The organism is Thermocatellispora tengchongensis (genome assembly GCF_014202315.1).
Lineage (GTDB): Bacteria > Actinomycetota > Actinomycetes > Streptosporangiales > Streptosporangiaceae > Thermocatellispora > Thermocatellispora tengchongensis.
Genome location: NZ_JACHGN010000044.1, coordinates 1 through 23,291, shown reverse-complemented (window position 1 = coordinate 23,291; position 23,291 = coordinate 1). Strand labels below are relative to the sequence as shown.

Below are 23,291 nucleotides of genomic sequence, written 5' to 3'. Positions count from 1 at the left end.
TTGATGAACATTCTGTTTCGGGCTCGGCACCGCGAGAGAGGCGTAGCACGTGAGCATGACGCGGGTCCGCAGCGGCGCTGGAGCGACCAGCCCGCCGATGGAGAAGACACCGACCCCGGCGACCCGCATGGGCCCACTGGGCCGCATCCGGGCCGACCGCGTGCTGCTGGTCATCGCGGTGCCGGGCCTGCTGTACTTCCTGGTCTTCCACTACGGCGCATTGTTCGGCAACGTGCTGGCCTTCCAGAACTACATCCCGTTCCTCGGCGTCTCGGGCAGCGAGTGGGTCGGCCTGGCGCACTTCGAGCGCATGTTCGGCGACCCGGAGTTCTGGAACGCGGTCGCGAACACGCTGTTCATCGCCACGCTGCAACTGGTGTTCTTCTTCCCCGCCCCGCTCGCCCTGGCGCTGCTGCTGCACAGCATCGTGGGCGACACGGTCAGGAAGTTCGTGCAGAGCGTGGTCTACCTGCCGCACTTCCTGTCCTGGGTGATCGTCATCGCGCTCTTCCAGCAGATGCTCGGCGGGGCGGGCGTGGTCAACGGCTGGCTGTCGGACCTGGGCGCGGGCAGCATCTCGATCATCGGCAACCCCGGCGCGTACGGGCCGCTGGTGGTCGCCCAGCTCATCTGGAAGGAGTGCGGCTGGGCCACCATCATCTTCCTGGCGGCGCTGTCGCAGGTGGACGAGCAGCAGTACGAGGCCGCCGCCATCGACGGCGCCGGGTGGGGCCGCCGGCTGTGGCACGTGACGCTCCCCGCCATCAGGCCCGTCATCGTGCTGCTGCTGGTGCTGCGGCTGGGCGAGTTCCTGTCGATCGGGTTCGAGCAGTTCTTCCTGCAGCGCCAGTCGGTCGGCCCCGAGGTGGGCGAGGTGCTGGACACCTTCGTCTACTACACCGGCTTCGCCGGCGGCGACTTCGGGTACGCCGCCGCGGTCGGGCTGTTCAAGGGCGTGATCGGCGTCATCCTCATCTACACCGCCAACAAGGTCGCACACCGGCTCGGCGAGCAGGGGGTTTACAAGGCATGAGCGTCACCGGTGCACCGGCCTGGATGGGCCGCCCCAGCCCCGCCGTGCGCGTGGTCAAGGCCGCGGCGCTGACCGTCGTCGTCCTGCTGGTGATCTTCCCGCTGTGGACGGTGCTGGCCACCAGCCTGGCCGCCCCGGAGAACGTCATCGCCAACGGCGGCTGGGTGATCTGGCCGGAGCGGTTCTCCTTCGACGCCTACGCCGACATCCTGCAAGGCGGCATCATCACCCGGGCGCTGATGGTCAGCGCCGGGGTCACGGTGATCGGCACCGCGCTGAGCCTGGTGTGCACCATCGGGCTGGCGTACACGCTGAGCAGGCCGAAGGTCTACGGCGGCAAGCCGATGCTGCTGCTGGTGCTGTTCACCTTCCTGTTCCCGCCGGGGATGGTGCCGCTGTTCCTGGTCGTGCAGAGCACCGGCCTGGTCGACCAGTACGCCGCGCTGATCCTGCCGTTCCTGATCAACGTGTTCAACCTGGTCGTGATGCGCGGTTTCTTCCAGTCCATCCCGCAGGAGCTGCTCGACGCCGCGCGTATGGACGGCGCCGGCGAGCTGGCCATCCTGCGCAAGGTCGTGCTGCCGCTGTCCAAGGCGGTCATCGCGGTGATCGGGCTGTTCTACGCGGTCGCGTACTGGAACCGGTTCTTCGAGGCGATCATCTACTTCAACGACCAGACCAAGTGGCCGATCGGCACCGTCCTGCGCCAGTACGTCACCGGCGGCGCCTCCCTGTCGGAGACCGCGGGCGAGATGGCGACCGCCTCGCCGCAGTCCGTGCAGATGGCCGTCGTCATCCTGGCGACGCTGCCCATCGTGTGCGTCTACCCGTTCCTGCAGCGCTACTTCGCCAAGGGCGTCCTCACCGGGGCCTTGAAGGCCTGAACACCCCCCCACCAGAAGGATCTCGTCATGGACAATACGATCAGTCGTCGCGGCCTGCTCAGGATGGCGGGCGCGGGCGCGCTCGGCCTGGCCGCGGCACCGCTGCTCAGCGCCTGCGGAAGCGGGGGCGGCGGCGGGGCGTCCGGCGGTGTGTCCAACGCCGGCAAGCAGCTCGTGCCCTGGCCCGCGTACGTGCCCTTCGCCGGGCCGAAGCCGGACGCCCCCGGCGACGCCCCCGGCGTGCAGCCGCTCTACCTCAAGTACCCCGAGACCCTGACGCAGTCGGTGACCGACACCGTGGGCGACGGCTCCAAGGTGACCGCGCTGGTGGTGACGTTCGGGCCGCCGCCCGCGCCGCTCGCGCAGAACAGGTACTGGCAGGCCATCAACAAGGCGTTGAACGTCGATCTCCAGATCACCGTGGTGCCCGACCCCGAGTACGGCCAGAAGATGACCACGCTGATGGCCTCGGGCAGCGACCTGCCGGACATCATCATGTTCACCAACCTCGCGCTGCCGCACTCCCTGGAGTTCATCCAGGCGCAGTGCGCGGACCTGTCGGACCACCTGGCGGGCGACGCCGTCAAGCAGTACCCGAACCTGGCCAACATCCCGACCTACGCCTGGAAGGGCATGGGCCGGATCGGCGGCAGGATCTACGGCGTCCCGCTGGAGCGGCCCACCCCGGCCAACAGCCTGTTCGTCAACCGCACCCTCATGGACGAGGCGGGCATCCCCAAGAACTGGACGACCGAGCAGTACCTCGACGCGATGCGGGAGCTCAGCGGCGACCGCAAGTGGGGCCTCGGCTGGTTCAAGACCCTGTTCAGCGGCCTGGGCGGCATCACCTACCACGCCGGCTCGCTCGGCGCCCCCAACACCTGGTCGGTCGTGGACGGCCGGTTCGTCAGCACCATCACCACGCCACAGTTCGAGCAGGCGCTCGACGTCATGCGCAAGCTGGTGGAGGCCCGCTCGGTCTACCCCGACAGCCTCACCGTCAGCTCCACCGACATGCAGAGCCACTTCTACAACGGCACCGTGGCCTCGATCCAGGACGGCTTCGGCTCGCTGTCCGTCACGAACCTGGCCAAGATCGGCGACAGGTTCGAGCTCGACATGGGCTACCCGTACGGGCCGCAGGCCACGCCCTGGCAGAGCGCCGGCCTGTTCGGCTACGTGACCTTCAAGAAGGCCGCCCCCGAGCGGATCAAGCTGCTCCTGCGCATCTGCGACTACCTCAGCGCCCCCTTCGGCACGAAGGAGTACGAGCTGGCCAACTACGGCGTCGAGGGCGTGCACTTCACCAAGGACGAGGACGGCATCAAGACCACCGACCTGTTCGAGACCGAGAGCAACCTGTCGCTCCCCACCCGCTACATCGGCGCCGCACCGGCGGTGCTCTACCTGCCCGGCCACCCGGACACCGCCAAGGCCGTCCACGAATGGCAGAAGGCGAGCCTGCCCGGCAGCGTCGGCAATCCCGCCAACGGCCTGCGCTCGGCCACCCAGGTGAGCAAGGGCGCCCAGATGAACCAGATCCTGGGGGACGGCATCGCCGCGATCGCCTTCGGCCGCAAGCCGCTGTCGGCGTGGCAGGACATCGTGAAGCAGTGGCGGCAGGCCGGCGGTGACCAGTGGGCCGAGGAACTGGCCAAGGAGTACGCGGCCTCCCAGTGAGGCCGGCCGCCGCGCGGCCCTGCCCGCTCGTCCGGCACCCCGCGCTCGTGGCTGTGGCACCGATGAGGCGGCCGGTTGTGCAACCGCTTACCCGATGAAGATCGCTGCACGACCGGCAAGGCCCGCAGCGGGGCCGGCAGCGGGTCGGATACGTTTCCATTGATCGCGTCGCAGGACATCGCTCGGGCGGATCGCCGTCCCTGAGCGGGGTCGCGGACGAGGATTTGACACGGTGGCGGCCACGCGGAAGCATCACCAGCGTAAGCGGTTTACCAGTATGTTTCACCGCCAGGTGGAGGTGGCATGTCCCAGCGTGCGGCGGGCGGCGGCGAGGGGCGTCGGCCGGCGACGATCCGCGACGTGGCCGCGCACGCGGGCGTGTCCGTCGCCACGGTCTCCCGGATCCTGTCGGGCACCTACCCCAGCGCGCCCGCCACCCGCAGCAAGGTCATGCGCGCGGTCCGCGAGCTGGACTACGTGGCCAACGCCAACGCCCGCGGCCTGGCCGGGGCGAGCAGCCGCAGCGTGGCCATCATCGTCAACTCGGTCGTCTCGCCCCACTACGCCCACGTGGCGCAAGGCGTGCAGACCCAGGCCGCGCTCGAAGGCAAGCTGTGCATCGTCGGCACCACCGGCGGCGACCCCGAGCGCGAGCTGGCCACGGTCCAGCTCATGCGGCAGGAGCACGCCGAATGCGTGATCCTCGTCGGCAACGTCGTCAACGACGAGGCCTACCGCCAGCGCATGACCGAATACGCCCGCGCCCTGGCCGCGGCCGGCTCGCAGCTCGTCCTGTGCGGCCGGCCGGCGCTCGGCCCCGACGTGCCCGCCCTGGTCGTCGAGTACGACAACACCGGCGGCGCCTACGCCATCACCAGCCACCTGCTCTCGGCCGGCCACCGGCGCATCCTGTTCCTCGGCCGCCGCGACGGCTACACCACCCCCGACAGCCGCATCACCGGCTACCGCAGGGCCCTCGCCGACCACCGCGTCCCCCACGACCCCGGCCTGGAAATCGACGGGACGATGGAGCGCAGCGAGGGCTACCGGATGATCCGGCAGCGGCTGGAGGCCGGGCCGCCCGACTTCACCGCCGTCTTCGCGGGCAACGACCTCATCGCCGCCGGCGCCCGCCAGGCGCTGCGCGAGCACGGGCTCCGCGTGCCCGACGACATCTCCATGGTGGGCTTCGACGACCTGCCCCCCGCCGCCGACATCGACCTCACGACCGTCCACGTTCCGCACGAGGAACTGGGCCGCACCGCCGTACGCCTGGCGCTCCAACGCGACCCCGGCAAGATGGCCATGGCGCAACACGTGTTGCTCGGCACCCACATCATCGTCCGCGATTCCGTCCGCCCGCTCCGGCCCGCCGACGCCACGACCTGACCACGATCTTCCCGCGCTGCCGGCCGGCCTTCATCCGCTCGTACGCGGCGGCGGCTACCGGTGCTCCTCCTGCTTCTCGACGATGCCGCGGGCGTCCAGCAGGGCGCGGGCCTGCACCGCCCCGGGCACCGTCGGCCCCGCGGCCCGCCACCCGCCCGTCGCGTCCTGGCGTACGTGCACGCCGGCGCCGAGGAACACCACCACCCCGGCGAGGGCCAGCGCCCGCAGCTCCTCAAGCCACGCCCCGGGCGGGCCGTCCGCCATGAACGCCGTGAAGCCGTCCAGCCACGGGTCGGCATGGCGTGTCCCGGCCAGTGCGTCGCGCACGGCGCGCGCCATGTGCCCCACGGCCAGGTCGGCGCTGTGGGCGGGGTCGGCACGCCGTTCGACGTCGGCGCCGATGTAGCCGACCATCCAGCGCCGCAGGCCGGCGTGGTCGCCGAACCTGATCCCGGCCAGCGGGCGATCGAGCCGGTCCAGGTCGAGCCGGTCGGGGAAGCGCGGCACCGCCCGCCTGACCAGCGCCCGCATGGCCGCGCTCCCCCACTCCTGCGCCGAGTAGGCCCGTTCGAACTCGGCCCAGGTCATCCGGGCCCGCGAAGGGTGCGCGGTGAGCAGCTCGCGGTAGTAGGCGTAGGCGAGATCCTTGGCCACCAGGGGCCACACCTGCCGCCGGAAGTGCGCGGGGCCGCGCGGCAGCGCTTCGGGCGCGGCGAACCTGGGCCCGGACACCCCGTCGCCCCACAGGGAGTACTCGATCGCGGCGTGGTACGGCACCCCGCGTCCGGAACCGAGGTAGATCAGCGGCTCACCGCCGCCGGGCAGATAGACCGTCTCACCGTCGTGATCACGGACGAACCTGCCGCCTCGCCCCTCGGTCAGCTCCGCGAGCAGGCCGGGAAGCCCGGGACCCATCCCGCGGACGATCACAGGGCATCCCGCGGGCAGCCGGCCCGGCGAAAGATCCAGGGCGGGACGTTCGAACACCATTGCCGTGCTCATGATCCCCCTCCTCCTTTACCTATTTAAAAGGTAGGTAATACAGGGATCTCTGTCAACGCTGGGGGCCCAGGGGTCGCGTACCGGATCCGGACGCGGAACGGGTGCGGACCGACCCGGCATGCGGCTCACGGCCCCTCCGCGTCCGGCGGCGGTGGGATCGTCGAACCGGCCGACAGCAGCCTCTGCGCCAGGGCGTGACAGCGGCCCCTGAGTTCCGGCGGGTCGAGCACCTCGAAGTCGTGCCCCAGCAGGAGCACGTGCATGAGCACGAAGTCCAGGCTGTCAGCGCCACTGACCACCTCGCACCGCTCGCTCCCCCGCCCTCGCACGACGGCCGCCGACGGCGGAATCTGCGCGCGCACCGTGCCGGCCGGCGCGTGCACGAGGAAGCGGGCCCGGTGCGGATAGACCCGGCTCGCCACACTCTCCTGGACGTACGTCGCCGCGTCGGGCGCCGGACGCGGCTGGAAGCGCCAGGTCCGTGCGGACACATCGGTCATCCGGTCCACCCGGAAGCTGCGCCAGTCGTCGCGATCGAGGTCGTAGGCGAAGAGGTACCAGCGGCGGTCGGAGGCGACCAGGCGGTAGGGCTCGACCCGCCGCCGGCGCACCTCGCTCCCGGACGGGTAGCCGAAGCCGGCCTCGACCTCGTCGCGGCAGGCTCTGGCCAGCGTCATGAGCACCTCGGGGTCGATCGGCGTACGCCCCGCGCCGAAGGACTCCACCGAGCCGGACAGCGCGCGCACCTCGTGCCGCAGCCGGGCGGGCAGCACCCGGTCGAGCTTGGTCAGCGCCCGCAGCGCGGCGTCGCCGGCGCCGGGGACCCCGCCACCGGCGCCGGCGAGCAGCGAGACCACGGTGGCTATCGCCTCCTCGTCGTCGAGGAGCAGCGGCGGCAGGTCCTGTCCCGGGCCGAGCCGGTAGCCGCCGCCGACCCCCTGGACGGCGTGCACCGGGTAGCCGAGCGCGCGCAGCCGCTCGACATCACGCCGTACGGTGCGCGGCGTGACGCCGAGCCGGTCGGCGAGCTCGGGGCCGGTCCAGACCTGGCGCTGCTGCAACAGCCCGAGCAGGGTGAGCACCCGCTCCGTCGTACCGCGCCCGTCACCGCCCGCCACGTCCATGCCGTCCACCCTGCCAGAGATAGCGGACCGATTCTGTCCGCCAGGAGTGTCAGGGTGGACGGCATGGAGGTCCGCTGGAACCATCGGCGCGTCCACCTGCACACGAAGGCCATTGCGAACGGAGCAACCCGATGAGCCGCCACATCCAGGTCACCTTCGACGCCCACGACCCGCGGGCGCTGTCGTCCTTCTGGCGCGAGGTGCTGGGATACGTCCACCCCGGCCCGCCCGGGATCGACCTGCCCGAGGACGCCGACCCGCTGGCCGCCTGGGACGACTTCCTCGCCGGGATCGGCGTACCTGAGGAGCAGCGCAACACGAGGTCGGCCATCGAGGACCCGGACGGGCACGGCCCGCGGTTGTTCTTCCAGCAGGTGCCGGAGGGCAAGGTCGCCAAGAACCGCGTCCACCTCGACGTCCGTGTGGCTCCCGACCTCCGGGGAGAGGAGCGGATGGCGGCGCTGGAGGCCGAGTGCGACCGGCTGGTGGCCTTGGGAGCGACGCGGGTACGTCGCTACGAGCCCGCTCCCCCGCTGAGCGCCGGCTTCATCGTGATGACCGACCCCGAGGGCAACGAGTTCTGCCTGGACTGACGTGGCCGGACCGTGGTCGTGGCGGCCACGGTTCCGCACTTCGCGCTCTAAAAGATTGCATAGTCTGAAATTTTTGCCCCACCTCGTACGTTGTGCCCTCCGTGGACCGCAGTGACGAGCTCGGCCGGAGAGACCGGAAGAAGCTCGAAACCCGTGCGGCGCTGGAGCGCGCCGCCCTCAGGCTGGTCGCCGAGCGCGGCCTCGCCGGCGTCACCGTCGAGGACATCGCCGAAGCGGTGGACGTCTCCTCCCGCACGTTCTTCAACTACTTCCCGTCCAAGGAGGACGCCCTCATGGGGGAGGACCCGGGGGGCGAGACCGATCTGCGGGCCAGGCTGGCGGCCGTACCCGCCGCCGCGCCCGCGCTTGAGGCGTTGCGCCTGGTGCTGCGCGAGGAGGCCGAGCGCGTCCAGGGGCAGCGCGAGCAGTGGCTGCTCCGCCTGAAGGTGTTCGAGCAGAATCCGTCGCTGCTGCCGCGCCTCGTCGCCGGCGGGACCAAGGCCGAGCGCTCCCTGACGGCCGCCGTCGTCGAGCGCCTCGGCGCCGGTCCGGCCGCGGAGAGCCATGCCCAGCTCGTCACCGCCATGGCCATGACGGCCTTCCGCGTCGCGCTGATGCGCTGGAGCGCCGCGGGCGGCGAGCCGATGCTGACCGATCTGCTCGACGACGCCTTCTCCCGGCTGGCCGCCGGGCTGCCCGACCCCGGGCCCTCCGCTCACTGACGGTCCCCCGAACCACCGGCGCTCGCCGGAATGTTTCGGACGTCTCGTTCCAGACGACCGAGCTCTGACCCTGCCCAAGAGACACCTGTTTCTGCCCAAGAGACACCTGTTTCTGCCCAAGAGATAGAGGAAGAATGACCACCACCAGCGTGCAGCCCGAACCCCCGGCTGCGCCTCCCGGCCCCACCTCCCGCCGGAAGGTGCTGCAAGCACTGTCCGGGCTGATGGTGGGCATGTTCGTGTCCATCCTGGCCTCGACCGTCGTGGCCAACGCCCTGCCGCGCATCATCACCGACCTGAACGGTTCGCAGACCGTCTACACCTGGATCGTCACCTCGGAGCTGCTGGCCATGACGGCCACCGTGCCGCTCTGGGGCAAGCTGGCCGACCTCTACAGCAAGAAGCTGCTGATCCAGCTCTCGCTGGGCCTGTTCGTGGTGGGCTCACTGATCGCGGGTCTCACCCCGAACGTGGAGATCCTCATCGTCAGCCGGGTCGTGCAGGGTGTCGGCGCGGGCGGCATGAGCGCGCTCGCCATGATCGTGATGGCGGCCATGATCCCGCCGCGCGAGCTCGGCCGTTACGCCGGCATCTTCGGCGCCGTGTTCGGCGTCGGCACCGTCGCGGGGCCGCTCATCGGCGGCCTGCTCGTGGACACCTCGTGGCTCGGCTGGCGCTGGTGCTTCCTGATCGGCGTGCCGTTCACGATCGCCGCCATCATCCTGCTGCAGCGCACGCTCGACCTGCCGGTGACACGCAAGGAGGTCAAGGTCGACTATCTGGGCGCCTTCCTGATCACGCTGGGCGTCTGCACGCTGCTGGTGTGGTCCTCGCTGGCCGGCCACCAGTTCGCGTGGGCGTCCTGGTGGACGGCGGGCCTGGTGGGCGGCGGCCTGGCCGTCCTGGCGCTGGCCCTCTGGGTGGAGTCGCGGGCCGCGGAGCCGATCATCCCGCTGTCCCTGTTCAGGAACCGCACGGTCACCCTCGCCACCGTGGCCAGCGTGCTGGTCGGTGTCGCGATGTTCGGCGGCACGGTGTTCCTGTCGCAGTACTTCCAGGTGGCGCTCGGCAAGTCGCCGACGATCGCGGGCCTGATGAGCCTGCCGATGGTCTTCGGCCTGCTGATCTCCTCCACCGTCGCCGGCCAGCTCATCACCAAGTGGGGCCGCTGGAAGGGCTTCCTGGTGGCCGGCGGCGTCGTCATGCTCGCCGGGATGGGCCTGCTGTCCACCATCGACGGGCGGACCAGCACGCTCCTGCTGTCGGTGTACATGGCGGTGCTCGGCATCGGCGTCGGCGTGCTGATGCAGAACCTCGTGCTCGCCGCGCAGAACGACGTGCCCGCGCACGACCTGGGCGCCACCACCTCGACGCTGACCTTCTTCCGCAGCATGGGCGGCGCGGTCGGCGTCAGCGCCCTGGGCGCGGTGCTCGCCAACCGGATCACCTCGCTGATGGGGGAAAGGCTCGGCCCGATGGCCGCGGGCGGATCGGGCGCGGACCCCCACTCCGTCCCCGACATCTCCAAGCTGCCCGCCCCGGTGGTCCGCGTCGTCCAGGACGTGTACGCCACCGCCACCGCCGAGCTGTTCCTGATCGGCGTGCCGCTGACCGCGCTCGCGCTGGTGGCCGTGCTGTTCATCAAGGAGAAGCCGCTCAGCACCCTGTCCGGCGCGGAGCGGCTGGCCCAGGAGGAGGCGGCGGCCGTGAAGTAGCCCGGGGAGACCGGGCCGCGGGCCGTGGCACGCCCTCACTTGAAGGGGTGTACGGCCAGCATGGCCTGGTGCAGTTCGTCGGCCGTCGGTGCGGGCGGGAGCAGCGTACCGGCGGCCTCGGCACGGCAGGCGGACAGCAGGAAGCCGACCAGCCGCCGCCACGCGTCCGGCGCGGCGTCCCTCGTCGCGCGCAGGACGCCGGCGTTGGCCATCAGGAACAGCAGCAGGTCCTGCACGGTGAAGTCGGCACGCAGGGCGCCCGCGTCACGCGCCCGCGCGACCAGCGCGCCGAGCGCGCCCAGCGCCCTGGCCCGTGGCTCCTCCAGCCCCGCCGAGCTGGGGAAGCAGGTGGTGAACGCCTCCGTGACGCCCTGGTCGGCCGCCTGCATCGCGCAGATGTCCTCCACGCACGCGCTGAACCCCTCCCACGGGTCCTCGGCGGCCAGCGCGCGCTCGGCGGCCTCGGCGAAGGCCGTCATCTTCTCGGTCAGGATCGCCTCGACCAGCGCCGCCCGGTCGGGGAAGCGCCGGTAGAGGGTCGCGATGTTCACCCCCGCCCGCCTGGCGATCTCCTCCAGCGGGGCCTCCAGCCCCCGATCCGAGAAGACCTCCCGGGCCGCCGCGACGATGCGCGCCCGGTTCCGCTCCGCGTCCTTCCGCAACCCCCCGCTTCCCGCCATGGCCGACATTCTACGAAGTGCAGGGGTTCCTGCGGTTCTGCTACGGTTAGCGGCACATAAGCGAAGGCTCCCCTTCGCTTCTTCGCTGCAACCCCGAGGAATCACGGCGGACACCATGAACATCGCACTGTGGATCGTGCAGGCCCTCCTCGCGCTGGCCTTCGCCATCGCGGGCATCACCAAGCTCGTCCAACCGCGCAAGGACCTGATCAGTCACATGCACTGGGTCGAGGACTTCTCCGGCACCGCGGTCAAGGTCATCGGCGCGCTGGAAGCGGCCGCCGCCATCGGCCTGGTCCTGCCCGCGGCCACCGGCACAGCCGTCGTGCTTACCCCGCTGGCCGCCACCGGCCTGGCGATCACCATGATCGGCGCGGCGGTCACACACCTCCGGCGCAACGAGCCCTCGCACGTGATCGTCAACGCGGTGCTGTTCGCCCTGGCGGCCTTCGTCGCCTGGGGCCGCTTCGGCCCGTACTCCTTCTGACCGAGCAGTAGTCGCACGAAGTGGCATCCGCCGGCACGGCCGTGGTGACGTGTTGCGGGATGGCGGGGTCACGACGAGGTGGAATGACCGTTCCCGGGCGTTAAGAGGTGACCATCCCCTCATGTTCCAGGAAGGTGCGGACCTCCTCGGCCTCCGGAACGCCGAGCTCCCCGTAAAGGGCGAGAGCCAGCCGCCCGTGCTCGCGGGCCTGCTCCGACTGCCCGAGCGCGAGGTGGGCGCGCGCCAGCCCGTCGTGAGCGCGCGCCTGCTCCGGCCGGTTGCGGGTCAGGTCGGCGAGCGCGAGCGCGGCCGTGTGCTCCTCGACCGCCCGAGCCGGGTCGCCCGCCGCCTCGGCCAGCCCGTTGAGCGCGGCCGCCTCGTCGGCGGCGTTGCCGAGCCTGCGGTAGAGCGCCGCGGCCTGCTCGTGGCGGGCGCGTGCCTGGGCGGGCTCGCCCTGGTGCCGGAGGACGACGCCCAGGTGGTCGAGGATCATCGCCTCTCCGGCCGGGTTGCCGACCTTGCGGTGCAGCGCCAGTGCCAGGTCGAGATGGCGCCGGGCCTCCTCGGGACGGCCGGCCCGGTCGAGGACGAGGGCGAGGATGCCGAGCACGTGGGCCTCGCCCCAGGTGTCGATGCCGATCCGGGTGAGGTCGAGTGCCTGCTTGAGGTACTGCTCCGCCTGCGCGTCCTGCCGCCGGCGCAGCGCCACGTTGCCCAGGGTGAGCAGCGCCCGAGCCCGTTCGCCGGCGTCCTCGCACGCGTCGAGGGCCTGGCGGGCGTGCTCCTCCGCTCGCTCGTACTCGCCGAGCCGCCAGTACGTCCACGCCAGGTCGGTGAGCGCCCGCCCTTGGACCTCGCGGTCGCCGAGCTTGCGGCTGCGCTGGAGCGCCAGGGTGTGCAGCGTGAGCGCGTCGTCGTGGTGCGCCTGCCGGTCCAGGTAGGGGCGCATCGCCAGAGCCAGCATGCCCAGGCAGATCTCGGGCCCGTGGACGGCGGTCGCGATGATGTTGGAGCGCTCGGCGTCGAGCCACTCGATCGCCTCCGCGGCGTCGCGGACGGGCGGGATCGGGGCGGCCGGCTGGGGGATGCCCTCCCGCTGGGCGACGCTGTCGGGGAAGAGCCGGTCCATGGCCGCGCGGGAACGGTGCAGGTAGTAGGCGAGCAGCCGCATGACCGCGCCGTCGTCCTCGGCGATCGAACGGGCGTGCTCGCGGAGCAGGTCGTGGAAGGTGTATCGGCCCGGTTCGAGCTGCAGGAGCATGTGGGCGTCGAGGAGTCCTTCGAGAAGTTCCTCCGCTTCGTCGTGCGAGATCCCCGCCAGCGCGGCCGCGCCGTGCGCGTCGATGTCGCGGCCGGGCGCCAGCCCGAGCAGGCGGAACATGCGCTGCTCGGCCTCGTGCAGATGCTCGTAGGAGAGGGCGAAGGCCGCCGACACCCCGTCCAGGAGCCGGCGATGGTCCCGCAGCCGGCCGGCCAGGTAGGACACGGTCCAGCGCGGGCGGTGCTGGAGGCGGGCGGCCGAGATCCGGATGGCGAGCGGGAGGTGCCCGCACATCCGCAGCACCTCGCGTACGGCGTCCGGCTCGCGGTGCGCGCGTTCGCCCACGATCCGCTCGAACAGCTCGGCGGCGTCCTCCTCGCCCAGCGGATCGACCGACAGCGCGCGGGCGCCGTCCAGGTCCACGAGCCGCCGCCTGCTGGTGACCAGGACGAGGGTGTCGGAGTGCCCCGGCAGCAGGGGGCGCACGTGCTCGGCGTCGAAGGCGTTGTCCAGTACGGCGAGCACGCGGCGGCCGGCCAGCTCGGCCCGCCACAGGGCGCCGCGCTCGGCCAGGGTGACCGGGATGCGGTCGGCGGGCACCCCGAGCTGACGGAGCAGGGCCTCCAGCGCGGCGGCGGCGTCGATCGGCTCCCGGCCCGCGGTGTGGGCTTGCAGGTCGATGAAGAGCCGGCCGTCCGGATAGCGGGGGGCCAGCCGGTGGGCCGCGTGGACGGCGAGCGCCGTCTTGCCGATCCCGGCCATGCCGTCGATCGTGACGACCGCCGGCCCGTGGTACTCGCCCACGAGCCGCTCCAGCTCGGCCGCCCGTCCGGAGAAATCGGGAATGTCGTAGGGCAGGAAGGTGGAGCGACGCGGCGGGCCGGAGACCACTGGCGCCGCGTCCGCCAGGCGCAGGGCCGGATCGTCCGCCAGGACCGCCCGCTCCAGCTCGGTGAAGGCGCGCCCGGGGTCGAGCCCCTGTTCGTCCGCGAGGACCGCACGGTACGCACGCGCCGCGGCCAGGGCGTCGGCCTGCCGCCCCGCCCGGTGCAGGGCCAGGACGAGGTGGCCGTTGAGCTTCTCGCGCAGCGGGTTGGCGGTCACCTGGGCGGCCAGCTCGTCGAGCAGCTCACCGTGCCGCCCGGCGGCCAGCTCGGCCTCCACCAGGCGCTCGTACGCCGACAGCCGCCGGTCGTTCCAGAGCTCCCGGACGCCGCCGACGTAGTGCGCGTGCACGTCCTCCAGCGCCTCGCCACGCCACAGATCCAGGGCTTCGCGCAGCTCACCGGCGGCCACCAGCTCGGTGAACTCCTGCGCGTCGAGCTGCCCGGGCTCGGGCTGCGCGACGTAGCCGCCGGCACGCGTCTCCAGGAGCCGTACGGCTCCGGCGCCGCGCAGCACCTTGCGGATCGCGGTGATCGAGGCATGGATCTGCGATCGTGCGGTGTCGGGAGGGTCGTAGCCCCACATCGCGTCGATCAGCCGCTCGATGCTGATCACCCGGCCGGCGTTGAGCAGGAGGTAGGCCAGCACAGCCCGGTGACGTGGGGCGATGCCCGTCAGGGGCGCGCCGTCCACGGTCATCTCGACGGGGCCGAGAAGCGTGAAGCGCAGCATCGTCCCCCCATCACCGTCGCATCGTGGCCGCATAGCGAATGTATCAATCCGGGCAGCCACTCTGATCTCACCCCAACCGAGACAGAGGACACACGATGCAAGCCCGGATGAAGAACCCCGCCCTGATCATCCCCGCCGCGATGAAGCCGATCCAGGAGCTGATGAAGGCCGCACAGTCGCAGGGCCTCCCCCAGGAGCTCATGGAGATGATCCACCTGCGGGTCAGCCAGATCAACGGGTGCGGCTTCTGCGTGGACGCCGGCCTGAAGAACCTGCGCAAGCTCGGCGAGAGCGACGAGCGCATCGGCCTGGTCACCGCCTGGCGCGAGGCGCCGTACTACACCGACGCCGAGCGGGCCGCGCTGGAGCTGGCGGAGGCCGCGACCCGGCTGGCCGACCGCGCCGACGCCGTCCCCGACGACGTCTGGGACAACGCCGCCGACCACTTCGACGAGCGGCAGCTCGCCTCGATCCTGCTGATGATCGCCGTCACCAACCTCTTCAACCGCCTGAACGCCCCGATCCGGCAGATCGCCGGCACCTGGTAACCGGCCGGCCCCACGCAAAGGAGACACCCACATGTCCGTGGTCCGCTCGCACCGCTACTCCGTCGCAGACGCCGACCTGGAGGAGTTCCTGGCCCGCCGGAGCTCGCTGATCGCGACCGTCCGGGAGGGACACCCCGGGCTCACCCACGTCGTGCTGATCCGGCTTGAGGACGGCACCTACACCGACACCTGGCACTGGGAGACCGCCGAGCAGATGGGCGCGGCGCTCGCCGCCCTGCCCACCTTCCCGGAGGCGCCGCTGACCATGGCCCTCACCAGGGACGCCACCGCCCTGAACGGCCACGTAGCCGACGAACGGTGAGCGGGACGGGGATCTGCGCCGGGCGGCATCCCACGCGGGATGCCGCCCGGCTCCCCCGACGGAGACGAGCACGAGGGGAACGGGACGCCCGGGACCGGGCGTCAGGTCACTTCGGCAGCCCGGCGCGGATCACGAGCGCGTCGTGGTCGGTGTACGTGGCCGGCTCGATCTCCAGGGCCGGCGAGGTGAGGTTGCCGTAGGCGTGCTGGATACCCGGGGCCTGGGTGGCCTCCGCGTCGGTCAGGGTCCAGTGGTTCTGCGGCGCGCAGGAACCGCGCCGGTTGACGTCGCCGGCGAAGATGGTCGGCCGGCCGCGCGAGGCGAGCACCTGGGCCAGTTCGGCGCACTGGATCGAGTTGGTGGTACCGGGGGCCTCGCCGTCGGTGGACAGGTGGGTCGTGCACACGTCCACGCGGCGGGCGGTCGTCACGCACAGCCAGCGTCGCTGCTCCACCCCGCTGAACACGGAGAACGGCGCGTCCTCGGACGCCCGGATCGCCTCCTTGGTCAGCACGGCGTTGCCGAACACGCCGCGCCCGCCGGGCGTTCTGCAGTCCAGCGGGGCGCCGCGGTAGATCACCGTGGCGAAGCGGTAGTGGTAGCCGGTGCGCGCGGCGATCTCGGCCACGTCGCCGCTGCACGCCTCGTTGAGGGTGACCGCGTTGACGTCGTTGGCCTGGATGCGCTCCACCACCTCGTCCACGATCTTCGGGTACTGGGTCTTGGCGTAGCAGCCGGCGTATCCGCTCAGGCAGACGTTCATGTGCAGGAGCGAGTAGGGCGGTCGCGCCTCCTGCGACGGCGCGTCCTCGGGCGGCGTCACGGGGGAAGCCATGGCGACGCCGGGGGACAGCAGCAGCCCGGCGGCCAGCAGGCAGCCGAGCATCAGGGGACGCAGACGTACCAGTAGTGCAATCACCGCGCTATTGTCCGGTTCGCCGGAGAAGGCTCGAAAGGGTGCTCGAAAAGAGTTCACCGCCCTCTCATCCGGCCGTCACGGTCAGGACCGCCGTCGGCATCAGGACCTCCTCGGCGCACACTGGACGCGCTGCCGGAGGTGCTGACGGCGTTCACGGCCACCGGCGAGGGCGACGTGGTCACGGATCGCCCTCCCCCGAGCCCCGGGGGGCGGCGCCGGTGACGCGACGTACGATTCGCATGTGACCAGTAGCAGATCCGCCGACGCGCAGCACCTGCGCGACCTCGCGCGGCTGCGCCGTGTCCGCGACCGGATCGACCGGGAGTACGCGCAGCCGCTGGACGTCGAGGCGCTCGCCCGCGGCGTGAACATGTCGGCCGGGCACCTCAGCCGCCAGTTCCGGCTCGCCTATGGTGAGTCGCCGTACGCCTATCTGATGACGCGGCGCATCGAGCGCGCGATGGCGCTGCTGCGCCGTGGCGACCTCAGCGTCACCGAGGTCTGCTTCGCGGTCGGCTGCTCGTCGCTGGGCACCTTCAGCACGCGCTTCACCGAGCTGGTCGGCGTGCCGCCCAGCGTCTACCGGCGCGAGGCGGCGCGCGCGACGGAGGGGATCCCGGCGTGCGTGGCCAAGCAGGTGACCAAGCCGATCAGGATCCGAGAAGCGCCCGCTCCGGGGCCGCGCCTAGCCTGACAGGCATGGACATCACCATTCACACCACCGTCCTCCCGCACGACGACCCGGACGCGTCTCTCGCCTTCTACCGCGACACTCTCGGCTTCGAGGTCCGCAAGGACGTCGGAAGCGGCAAGATGCGCTGGATCACCGTCGGCCCGCCGGGCCAGCCCAGCACGTCCATCCTCCTGGCCCCGCCGGCGGCCGACCCCGGCGTCACGGAGGAGGAGCGCCGCGTCATCACCGAGATGATGGCCAAGGGCACCTACGGCTGGATCCTGCTGGCCACCCCCGACCTCGACGGCACCTTCGACAAGCTGCAGGCCGGCGACGCCGAGGTCGTCCAGGAGCCGATGGAGCAGCCGTACGGGGTTCGCGACTGCGCCTTCCGCGATCCCGCGGGCAACCTGATCCGCATCCAGGAAGTGCGCTAGAGGAAGCGCGTGCCGTCGCCGGTCATGCCGGGGTGGTTGTAGTACTCGGCGTCGGCCATGGTGTGGCGCTCCTGGCCGGTGCGGATGAGGACCGCGTCGCCGTCCTGGATCTCCCGGCCGGTCGCCTCGATCGCCGCTTGGAGCCCCTCGATCGGGATCGCGGCCCCCGGCTTCACCCAGCGGCGGACGTCCAGGACCATGCCGGGGCGGAACAGCTCGTCGAGGGAGATGTCGCTGATCGTACGGGCGGGCTTGCCCTCGGCGGGGCCGGTAGGCGCGGAGGCGCCGGCCTCGGCCAGACGCTCGCCGTCGTCGCGGAGCAGCGACAGCAGGGTCACGCCGGCGGGGAGCCCGCGCACGGTCCGGCCGTCGAGGAGGCCGGTGCGCGGCCCGGAACCGGCGTCCCGCGGAGAACACCGGCCTCGGGGAGGAACTCGGCGCGGTGCTCGGCACCGTGCTCGACGGAGCCCTCAGCCCGCCGGGCCCCGGCGGCGATGACCCGTGACCGGCGCCCGCTCGCGGCCCCCGGTCGATGAACGGGCCGGCCGGGCCGGGGGCTACCCCTTGGGCAGGGCGCGGAGGTTGGCGGCGGCGCTCTTGTTGCCCAGGGCGGCGGCGCGTTCGTACCAGTGCCTCGCCTGGGCGATGTCGTCGAAGTGGTAGTGGAGGCTGCCGAGTTCGTCCATCGCGTCGGTGTGCCCGGCGTCGGCGGCACGGCGCAGCCAGGGCTCGGCCTCCTCCATGTCGCCTGCGCTGATCAGCATGACGGCGATGATGTACATCCCCTCCGCGTCGCCGGCTTCGGCGGCCCGCTCGATCCAGGCACGCGCCTCCAGGGCCTCGGCCGTCTCCTCGCCGGGCTCCTGGTACTCGGCGTCCTGGCCGAGCAGGCCGGCCAGGGCCAGCATCGCCGCGGTGTCCCCGGCCTCGGCCGCCCGGCGTAAGGTCGCCTCGTCGTGTGTCATGGCCAGAAAAATAGCCCTTCGGGACCGGCGGCGGCGACGGGCGAATCGCGGAAGTCGTTCTTGACCTCCCCGGAGCGGACTCCTACTCTCCATTTAGGAAACTTTCCTAAGAGAAATCTCACCGTCTCCGCAGTGACCTGCCCTTTCCCGGGAGCCGCACCATGAGAACGAGATTGATCGCATCCACGTTCGCCACCCTGCTGGCGAGCGCCGCGCTGGTGGTCGCCACCGCCTCCGGCGCCTCCGCCACCCCCGCCGACTGCACGTACCAGATCTCCGGCCAGACGGCCTCCAGCTTCTGCGCCTCCGGCACCGGCGAGCACCGCGTCCGTGTCGTCCTGCGGCACTTCAACCCGGAGATCGGCCTGATCCCGATCACGAGCCCGTGGGCTCCCGTCGGCAGCGTCTCCTCCACCGGCATGCCGCCGCACCAGATCGTCAGCGTCTGGGTGGAGACCCGGGGCTGAGCATCGGCCCGGCGCCACCCCCGGCCGATGGGGGGCGGCGCCGGCCCGGCTGAAGCCTCCGCGAGGGCGCCGTCCGCTACCGAGCGCTCCCGGCGAGGTGCTCCAGGAAGAACTCGGTCATCAGCGCGAGGGTGTGCTTGAACTCCTCGCCGTAGACGACGAAGTGGCCGCCGGGCAGCGTGACGAGCCGTTTGGGATGCAGGGCCCGCTCGTACGCGGCGTACGCCAGGTCGCTGTGGGTCAGGATGTCGTGCTGGGCGACCACCAGGAGCAGCGGCGTGGGAGAGATCCGGGCGATGTAGTCGCCCGGCTCGTACCCGGAGATCGACTCCACCGACCGCAGCGTGACCTCGTTGCGCCAGGTCGCCAGGCGTTCCGGCTCGATCGACTGGTACCACTCGTACGTCTGCCGGTCGGCCAGCGCGGCGGGCTCCCCGGGCGTCGCGGTGATCAGCGGGATCATCGCCGGCGGCTCGCCCCGGAACCGGGCGAGCCGGTCGGCGTCGAAGGCCCGCCGGATCTCCGCCAGCGACTCGCTGGGGATGAACCGCGACAGTGTGGTCCCGCCGCTGATCACCGGCACCTGCGAGTAGACGGCCTTCACCCGCCGGTCCACGGCCGCCACGACCAGCACGTGGCCGCCGGAGAAGCTCGACCCGAAGATTCCGATGCGCTCGGGGTCCACCTCGGGGCGCGTGCACAGGAAGGTGATGGCGTCGCGGTACCCCTGGATCTGGGTCCACGGGTCCGCCTCCTGCCGAGGCTCGCCGTCGCTGGCCCCGAAACAGGCGTGGTCGTACAGGACCACCGCCAGCCCGGCCGCCGCCAGCCCCTCGGCGACGTCGTCGGTGTACTGCTCCTTGACCGCGCCGAAGCCGTGGGTCACGACCACGGCCGGGTACGGCCCGGGGGCGTCGTCGGGGGTGTACAGCCAGCCGCGCAGAGTCGTGCCGGCCGAGTCGAATTCGATGTCCTGACGCATTTCACGGTCCTTCCTGGTCTGCGGCGGGAGTCCGCCGCGGGACGGGGACGTGCTCTGGTCTTGCCGGGGTCGCGATCTGTGGTGGTCAGGTGTGGGCGAACGCGCCGCCGAGCGCGCCCGCGTACGCGGCGGCGGCCGCGGTCTCGGCGAGGGCGTCGTCCACGGGCCCGCGGGCGACGAGCATTCGGTAGTAGATGGGCGCGCCGACCGCGCTGACGACCGCCACGCCGTCGGTCTCGGCCGGAAGCTCGCCGCGTTCGACGGCCCGCGCGACGATCCGCGCGGCCAGCCGGTTGCGCTCCGCGATCACCGACGCCCAGGCGGCCGACGCCTCGGGCGAGCGGACGGCGGCGGCCACGACGCCCTCGATGACGGCCCGCATGCGCGGCTGCTGGTACAGGCGGGCGATCTCCAGCGCGAGCGCCCGCAGGTCGGATCGCAGCGACCCGGTGTCGGGGATCGGCACCTCGCTCTTGCCGATCTCGCCCAGCAGGTCGGTGACCAGCCCTTCCACGGTCCGCCACCGCCGGTACAACGTGGCCAGATGCACGCCGGAGCGCTCGGCCACCCGCTCCAGCGTGAGCCCGGCGTACCCGGCGTCGGCCAGCTCGTCCCGCACCGCGTCGAGCACCGCGGCCCGCGTGCGCGCCGTACGCCCTCCAGGACGGGCCGAGCCCACCTGCGGATCCCCGCCCATCCCGGCCTCCGTTCACCCGGCGGCGCCTGTGATCTGCTTCACAGCCTAACGCGAAAATCTCCGCATTAAAAGCCCTCTCGTGCCCGCGATCAGCCGAGGACGAACGGGAGCCTCGCGGCCATCTCGCCCAGTTCGGCCTTCTCCGCGGCGGTCGGGGCACGTCGTCCGGTGCCGACCAGCAGCGCGTCCGTGTCGGAGAACGACGCGGGGAACGCGGCGCCGGCGATCTTCTCCAGCATCGCGCGGGAGCGGGCGAGCCCTTCCGCGGGCGGTCCGGCCGCGGCCGGGAGGTGTGCGACCAGGTCGAGGTGGTGCAGCGTCCACTCCAGCACGTACGCCGAGAGGTAGTCGCCCGCGGTGAGGACCTGGCCGCGGGTGGCGACCCGAAGGCCCGGGTCGGCGAGTGCGGCGGCCCGGCCGGCGGCGGAGCCCACGTCGTCCAGGTGGAACTTGAGCAGCCGAGGCTCCTCGTACGCGGCGGCCAGCCGCACGATCAGCGCGTCGAGCGGGTCGTCGCCGGTCGGCGGCGTATCGGCGACCTCCCAGTAGGTCACCGCGTCGCGTGTCGGTTCGGTATCGGCGGGGGTCACGAGGGTGATCAGGACGTCCTGAGCGTCGATGACCAGGTGGCAGACCAGGTCCCGCACCAGCCAGCCCGTGCAGCCGGACGGCCGTGCGAAGTCCTCGTCGGAGAGTTCGGCGACCGCCGCGCGCAACGCCGCCCAGGAGCGTGAGAAGAGGTCCACCTCGGCACGGTAATGCGGTGCCGCGACGGCGGACAAACGCATTGGCCCGCCGGCCTCATGCTCAGACGGCGCGCAGGACCGAGACCACGATGCCCAGCACCACGGCGCCGTCGCCGTCGATGACGTCGTAGGCGGGATTGCGGGGTTCGAGGTACACGTGCCCGTCGCGCCGGCGGTACACCTTGACCGTGGCCTCACCGTCGATCATGGCGGCGACGATCTGGCCCGAGTACGCCTCGGGCTGCTGCCGCACCACGACGACATCGCCGTCGCAGATCGCGGCGTCGATCATGGAATCGCCCCGCACGCGCAGGCCGAACACGGTGCCGCGCCCGGTGAGGCCGCGGGGCAGGGTCAGCGTGTCGTCCACGTGCTCCTCGGCCAGGATGGGGCTGCCCGCGGCGATGTCGCCGACCACGGGCACGGTCACCAGGTCGCCGGCCGCCTGCGGCGCCGTGGCCCGCAGGAACGCGCGCACGTCGATCGGCCGGGTCATCGTCGCGCCCCGGCGGAGGAACCCCTTCTCCTCCAGGCTCTTCAGGTGTTTCGACACCGACGAGGACGACCGCAGCCCGACCGCGTCGCCGATCTCGCGCGTGCTCGGTGGATAACCGTATCTGACCACCCAGTCCCGGATCGTGGCCAGGATCCGCTGCTGACGCCGCGGCAGAGCCGAGGAGTCCAGGTACTCGAACATGTCGGGATCGTCGTAGGTGGTCACCCGCGAAATGCTAGAGGCCGGAGCGTACGGCCGAGCCACGGATGCGACAGGCCGCCCGCATCGCGTTCTCCCGCCAGGGCGCACAAGGCCGTCCGGGTGTGCCCGATCGCCCGGGTCCGGCAGGATGATCGCATGACGGTGAGGGACGGCAAGCGGTGGAACCACAACATCCACTACCACCCCCGCATCCTGCGCGCGATCCCCGACGGCGCCCGCCGCGCCCTCGACGTCGGCTGCGGGGAGGGCATGCTCGCCCGTGGGCTCCGGCTGACCGTGCCGCACGTCACCGGCATCGATCTCGACGCGACCGGCATCGGCCTGGCTCGCGAACACCGGGACGACATCGACTACATCCTCGGCGATTTCCTCACCCACCCCTTCGAGCCCGCCTCGTTCGACGTCATCGCGTCGGTGGCCACCCTGCACCACATGGACGCCGCCACCGGGCTGGCCCGCATGCGCGACCTGCTGCGCCCCGGCGGCGTCCTGGCCGTCGTCGGCCTGGCCCGCAGCGTCATGCCGGGCGACCTGCCGCGCGACCTGGCCGGCGTCGTCGCCGGCACCCTCCACCGCGCCGTGAAGGGCCACTGGGAGCGTCCCTCCCCCACGGTGTGGCCGCCGCCGGTGACGTATTCGCAGATGCGATCGTTGGCCGCCGAGATCCTGCCCGGCTCCCGGTACACCCGTCACCTGTTGTTCCGCTACAGCGTCATCTGGCGCAAGCCGCAGGAGTGACGCAGGGCCGACGCAGGACCGCACACCCGGCGGGCGCGTGGCCGGCAGACGTCAACGCCTGCCGCGACTCGGTGAGAGTTGACGAGCCCATCCGGCTGTGGGAACCTGAAGGCGGCACCGAGGTTGACGCTTATAGTGACTGTGGACGATTGTCGCTATTTGCGTTATGCTGCTCGCTCGCGCTGCCCTTTGACGCCCTGGGTTCCGCCGGGGCGTTTGGCGTGCGCGCAGTTCGATTCCATCCGTGCTCTCCGGAAGGACATCTGTTGGCAGCCTCGCGCAACGCCTCCGCCGTACCCGCCGGCCCCCGTCGCGTGTCCTTCGCACGCATTCGGGAGCCGCTCGAAGTTCCCGACCTTCTCGCCCTGCAGACCGAGTCCTTCGACTGGCTGCTCGGCAACGAGAAGTGGAAGGCCAGGGTCGAGGCGGCCCGCCAGGCCGGACGCAAGGACGTCCCGACCCAGTCGGGCCTCGAAGAGATCTTCGAAGAGATCAGCCCGATCGAGGACTTCTCGGGGACCATGTCCTTGTCGTTCCGCGACCACCGGTTCGAGCCGCCCAAGTACTCCATAGACGAGTGCAAAGACAAGGACATGACCTTCGCCGCCCCGATGTTCGTCACGGCGGAGTTCATCAATAACACCACCGGTGAGATCAAGAGCCAGACGGTGTTCATGGGCGACTTCCCGCTCATGACGCCGAAGGGCACGTTCATCATCAACGGCACCGAGCGGGTCGTGGTCTCGCAGTTGGTCCGTTCGCCCGGTGTCTATTTCGAGCGCAACGTCGACAAGACATCCGACAAGGACATCTACGGCTGCAAGGTGATCCCGTCGCGGGGCGCCTGGCTGGAGTTCGAGATCGACAAGCGCGACTCCGTCGGCGTGCGCAT

The 23,291-nt window shown here is 71.4% G+C and carries 25 protein-coding genes and 1 pseudogene; 15 read left to right on the top strand and 11 right to left on the bottom strand.

Annotated elements, in window-relative coordinates:
* The first annotated feature begins 97 nt into the window (after positions 1-97).
* From HNP84_RS50235 to HNP84_RS50220, 4 genes are all read left to right on the top strand, one after another.
* Positions 98-1,033 (top strand): ABC transporter permease, encoded by a 936-nt coding sequence (locus HNP84_RS50235; protein WP_246519641.1) that lies wholly within the window; start codon positions 98-100, stop codon positions 1,031-1,033.
* Entirely contained in the window at positions 1,030-1,917 is an 888-nt protein-coding gene (locus HNP84_RS50230; protein ID WP_185057263.1) for a carbohydrate ABC transporter permease, read from the top strand. The genes HNP84_RS50235 and HNP84_RS50230 overlap by 4 nt, the downstream gene beginning before the upstream one ends.
* A 27-nt stretch (positions 1,918-1,944) precedes the next feature.
* Positions 1,945-3,597: an extracellular solute-binding protein gene (locus HNP84_RS50225; protein ID WP_185057262.1), complete on the top strand. Its 1,653-nt coding sequence runs from the start codon at positions 1,945-1,947 to the stop codon at positions 3,595-3,597.
* Between the two features lie 303 nt (positions 3,598-3,900).
* A complete protein-coding gene (locus tag HNP84_RS50220) occupies positions 3,901-4,986 on the top strand; it encodes a LacI family DNA-binding transcriptional regulator (RefSeq protein WP_185057261.1) in 1,086 nt (361 codons plus the stop codon).
* A gap of 54 nt (positions 4,987-5,040) precedes the next feature.
* On the opposite strand, the gene HNP84_RS50215 is transcribed toward HNP84_RS50220, so the two are convergent.
* Positions 5,041-5,901, bottom strand: coding sequence for a hypothetical protein (locus HNP84_RS50215; RefSeq protein WP_221337762.1), 861 nt, complete (start codon positions 5,899-5,901; stop codon positions 5,041-5,043).
* Between the two features lie 212 nt (positions 5,902-6,113).
* Positions 6,114-7,112 (bottom strand): helix-turn-helix transcriptional regulator, encoded by a 999-nt coding sequence (locus HNP84_RS50210; protein ID WP_185057275.1) that lies wholly within the window; start codon positions 7,110-7,112, stop codon positions 6,114-6,116.
* Positions 7,113-7,243: 131 nt separating this feature from the next.
* Here HNP84_RS50210 and HNP84_RS50205 point away from each other — a divergent pair, with 131 nt between their 5' ends.
* From HNP84_RS50205 to HNP84_RS50195, 3 genes are all read left to right on the top strand, one after another.
* Complete coding sequence (locus HNP84_RS50205; protein WP_185057259.1) at positions 7,244-7,705, top strand: VOC family protein; 462 nt, start codon at positions 7,244-7,246, stop codon at positions 7,703-7,705.
* 101 nt (positions 7,706-7,806) lie between these two features.
* Entirely contained in the window at positions 7,807-8,427 is a 621-nt protein-coding gene (locus HNP84_RS50200; protein WP_185057258.1) for a TetR family transcriptional regulator, read from the top strand.
* A 134-nt stretch (positions 8,428-8,561) separates the two neighbouring features.
* Positions 8,562-10,142, top strand: coding sequence for an MDR family MFS transporter (locus HNP84_RS50195; RefSeq protein WP_185057257.1), 1,581 nt, complete (start codon positions 8,562-8,564; stop codon positions 10,140-10,142).
* 35 nt (positions 10,143-10,177) lie between these two features.
* Here HNP84_RS50195 and HNP84_RS50190 read toward each other — a convergent pair whose 3' ends face one another.
* Positions 10,178-10,822: a TetR/AcrR family transcriptional regulator gene (locus tag HNP84_RS50190; RefSeq protein WP_221337761.1), complete on the bottom strand. Its 645-nt coding sequence runs from the start codon at positions 10,820-10,822 to the stop codon at positions 10,178-10,180.
* A gap of 115 nt (positions 10,823-10,937) precedes the next feature.
* Here HNP84_RS50190 and HNP84_RS50185 point away from each other — a divergent pair, with 115 nt between their 5' ends.
* Positions 10,938-11,309 (top strand): DoxX family protein, encoded by a 372-nt coding sequence (locus HNP84_RS50185; RefSeq protein ID WP_185057255.1) that lies wholly within the window; start codon positions 10,938-10,940, stop codon positions 11,307-11,309.
* A 100-nt stretch (positions 11,310-11,409) separates the two neighbouring features.
* On the opposite strand, the gene HNP84_RS50180 is transcribed toward HNP84_RS50185, so the two are convergent.
* Entirely contained in the window at positions 11,410-14,187 is a 2,778-nt protein-coding gene (locus HNP84_RS50180) for an AfsR/SARP family transcriptional regulator (protein ID WP_221337760.1), read from the bottom strand.
* 95 nt (positions 14,188-14,282) lie between these two features.
* On the opposite strand from HNP84_RS50180, the gene HNP84_RS50175 reads away from it, so the two are divergent.
* On the top strand, positions 14,283-14,735 hold the full coding sequence (locus HNP84_RS50175; RefSeq protein ID WP_185057254.1) for a carboxymuconolactone decarboxylase family protein: 453 nt from the start codon (positions 14,283-14,285) through the stop codon (positions 14,733-14,735).
* 31 nt (positions 14,736-14,766) lie between these two features.
* Positions 14,767-15,057: a hypothetical protein gene (locus tag HNP84_RS50170; protein WP_185057253.1), complete on the top strand. Its 291-nt coding sequence runs from the start codon at positions 14,767-14,769 to the stop codon at positions 15,055-15,057.
* Positions 15,058-15,163: 106 nt separating this feature from the next.
* Here the strand turns inward: HNP84_RS50170 and HNP84_RS50165 are convergent, their stop codons facing one another.
* Positions 15,164-15,976, bottom strand: coding sequence for an endonuclease/exonuclease/phosphatase family protein (locus HNP84_RS50165; protein WP_185057252.1), 813 nt, complete (start codon positions 15,974-15,976; stop codon positions 15,164-15,166).
* Between the two features lie 241 nt (positions 15,977-16,217).
* On the opposite strand from HNP84_RS50165, the gene HNP84_RS50160 reads away from it, so the two are divergent.
* On the top strand, positions 16,218-16,670 hold the full coding sequence (locus HNP84_RS50160; protein WP_185057251.1) for a helix-turn-helix transcriptional regulator: 453 nt from the start codon (positions 16,218-16,220) through the stop codon (positions 16,668-16,670).
* Between the two features lie 5 nt (positions 16,671-16,675).
* The gene (locus tag HNP84_RS50155) at positions 16,676-17,086 is read left to right on the top strand and encodes a VOC family protein (protein ID WP_185057250.1); all 411 of its coding nucleotides are present in this window, start codon (positions 16,676-16,678) and stop codon (positions 17,084-17,086) included.
* Here the strand turns inward: HNP84_RS50155 and HNP84_RS54570 are convergent.
* Positions 17,083-17,445, bottom strand: coding sequence for a cyclase family protein (locus tag HNP84_RS54570; RefSeq protein WP_185057249.1), 363 nt, complete (start codon positions 17,443-17,445; stop codon positions 17,083-17,085). The two genes, HNP84_RS50155 and HNP84_RS54570, sit on opposite strands and share 4 nt — an antisense overlap.
* 198 nt (positions 17,446-17,643) lie before the next feature.
* Complete coding sequence (locus HNP84_RS50145; protein ID WP_185057248.1) at positions 17,644-18,051, bottom strand: tetratricopeptide repeat protein; 408 nt, start codon at positions 18,049-18,051, stop codon at positions 17,644-17,646.
* Between the two features lie 161 nt (positions 18,052-18,212).
* On the opposite strand from HNP84_RS50145, the gene HNP84_RS50140 reads away from it, so the two are divergent.
* Entirely contained in the window at positions 18,213-18,518 is a 306-nt protein-coding gene (locus HNP84_RS50140) for a hypothetical protein (RefSeq protein ID WP_185057247.1), read from the top strand.
* Between the two features lie 76 nt (positions 18,519-18,594).
* Here HNP84_RS50140 and HNP84_RS50135 read toward each other — a convergent pair whose 3' ends face one another.
* The 4 genes from HNP84_RS50135 to lexA form a co-directional block, all read right to left on the bottom strand.
* The gene (locus HNP84_RS50135) at positions 18,595-19,500 is read right to left on the bottom strand and encodes an alpha/beta hydrolase (protein WP_185057246.1); all 906 of its coding nucleotides are present in this window, start codon (positions 19,498-19,500) and stop codon (positions 18,595-18,597) included.
* A gap of 85 nt (positions 19,501-19,585) precedes the next feature.
* The gene (locus tag HNP84_RS50130; RefSeq protein ID WP_185057245.1) at positions 19,586-20,197 is read right to left on the bottom strand and encodes a TetR/AcrR family transcriptional regulator; all 612 of its coding nucleotides are present in this window, start codon (positions 20,195-20,197) and stop codon (positions 19,586-19,588) included.
* An 89-nt stretch (positions 20,198-20,286) separates the two neighbouring features.
* Entirely contained in the window at positions 20,287-20,943 is a 657-nt protein-coding gene (locus HNP84_RS50125; RefSeq protein WP_185057244.1) for a maleylpyruvate isomerase N-terminal domain-containing protein, read from the bottom strand.
* 61 nt (positions 20,944-21,004) lie between these two features.
* Positions 21,005-21,640: a transcriptional repressor LexA gene (lexA, locus tag HNP84_RS50120; protein ID WP_185057273.1), complete on the bottom strand. Its 636-nt coding sequence runs from the start codon at positions 21,638-21,640 to the stop codon at positions 21,005-21,007.
* 156 nt (positions 21,641-21,796) lie between these two features.
* Between lexA and HNP84_RS50115 the strand changes: the two genes are divergently transcribed.
* Both HNP84_RS50115 and HNP84_RS50110 read left to right on the top strand, forming a co-directional pair.
* Entirely contained in the window at positions 21,797-22,399 is a 603-nt protein-coding gene (locus HNP84_RS50115; RefSeq protein WP_185057243.1) for a class I SAM-dependent methyltransferase, read from the top strand.
* A gap of 266 nt (positions 22,400-22,665) precedes the next feature.
* Positions 22,666-23,291: pseudogene (locus HNP84_RS50110) on the top strand (DNA-directed RNA polymerase subunit beta); the annotation flags it as partial.

Coding starts and splice junctions, on each gene's coding strand:
- HNP84_RS50230 (WP_185057263.1), top strand. CDS start 1,030: ATGAGCGTCACCGGTGCACCGGCCTGGATGGGCCGCCCCAGCCCCGCC.
- HNP84_RS50185 (WP_185057255.1), top strand. CDS start 10,938: ATGAACATCGCACTGTGGATCGTGCAGGCCCTCCTCGCGCTGGCCTTC.
- HNP84_RS50190 (WP_221337761.1), bottom strand. CDS start 10,822: ATGGCGGGAAGCGGGGGGTTGCGGAAGGACGCGGAGCGGAACCGGGCG.
- HNP84_RS50235 (WP_246519641.1), top strand. CDS start 98: ATGGAGAAGACACCGACCCCGGCGACCCGCATGGGCCCACTGGGCCGC.
- HNP84_RS50225 (WP_185057262.1), top strand. CDS start 1,945: ATGGACAATACGATCAGTCGTCGCGGCCTGCTCAGGATGGCGGGCGCG.
- HNP84_RS50170 (WP_185057253.1), top strand. CDS start 14,767: ATGTCCGTGGTCCGCTCGCACCGCTACTCCGTCGCAGACGCCGACCTG.
- HNP84_RS50205 (WP_185057259.1), top strand. CDS start 7,244: ATGAGCCGCCACATCCAGGTCACCTTCGACGCCCACGACCCGCGGGCG.
- lexA (WP_185057273.1), bottom strand. CDS start 21,640: ATGTTCGAGTACCTGGACTCCTCGGCTCTGCCGCGGCGTCAGCAGCGG.
- HNP84_RS50180 (WP_221337760.1), bottom strand. CDS start 14,187: ATGCTGCGCTTCACGCTTCTCGGCCCCGTCGAGATGACCGTGGACGGC.
- HNP84_RS50115 (WP_185057243.1), top strand. CDS start 21,797: ATGACGGTGAGGGACGGCAAGCGGTGGAACCACAACATCCACTACCAC.
- HNP84_RS50175 (WP_185057254.1), top strand. CDS start 14,283: ATGCAAGCCCGGATGAAGAACCCCGCCCTGATCATCCCCGCCGCGATG.
- HNP84_RS50215 (WP_221337762.1), bottom strand. CDS start 5,901: ATGGGTCCCGGGCTTCCCGGCCTGCTCGCGGAGCTGACCGAGGGGCGA.
- HNP84_RS50195 (WP_185057257.1), top strand. CDS start 8,562: ATGACCACCACCAGCGTGCAGCCCGAACCCCCGGCTGCGCCTCCCGGC.
- HNP84_RS50135 (WP_185057246.1), bottom strand. CDS start 19,500: ATGCGTCAGGACATCGAATTCGACTCGGCCGGCACGACTCTGCGCGGC.
- HNP84_RS50130 (WP_185057245.1), bottom strand. CDS start 20,197: ATGGGCGGGGATCCGCAGGTGGGCTCGGCCCGTCCTGGAGGGCGTACG.
- HNP84_RS50155 (WP_185057250.1), top strand. CDS start 16,676: ATGGACATCACCATTCACACCACCGTCCTCCCGCACGACGACCCGGAC.
- HNP84_RS50220 (WP_185057261.1), top strand. CDS start 3,901: ATGTCCCAGCGTGCGGCGGGCGGCGGCGAGGGGCGTCGGCCGGCGACG.
- HNP84_RS50210 (WP_185057275.1), bottom strand. CDS start 7,112: ATGGACGTGGCGGGCGGTGACGGGCGCGGTACGACGGAGCGGGTGCTC.
- HNP84_RS50140 (WP_185057247.1), top strand. CDS start 18,213: ATGAGAACGAGATTGATCGCATCCACGTTCGCCACCCTGCTGGCGAGC.
- HNP84_RS50145 (WP_185057248.1), bottom strand. CDS start 18,051: ATGACACACGACGAGGCGACCTTACGCCGGGCGGCCGAGGCCGGGGAC.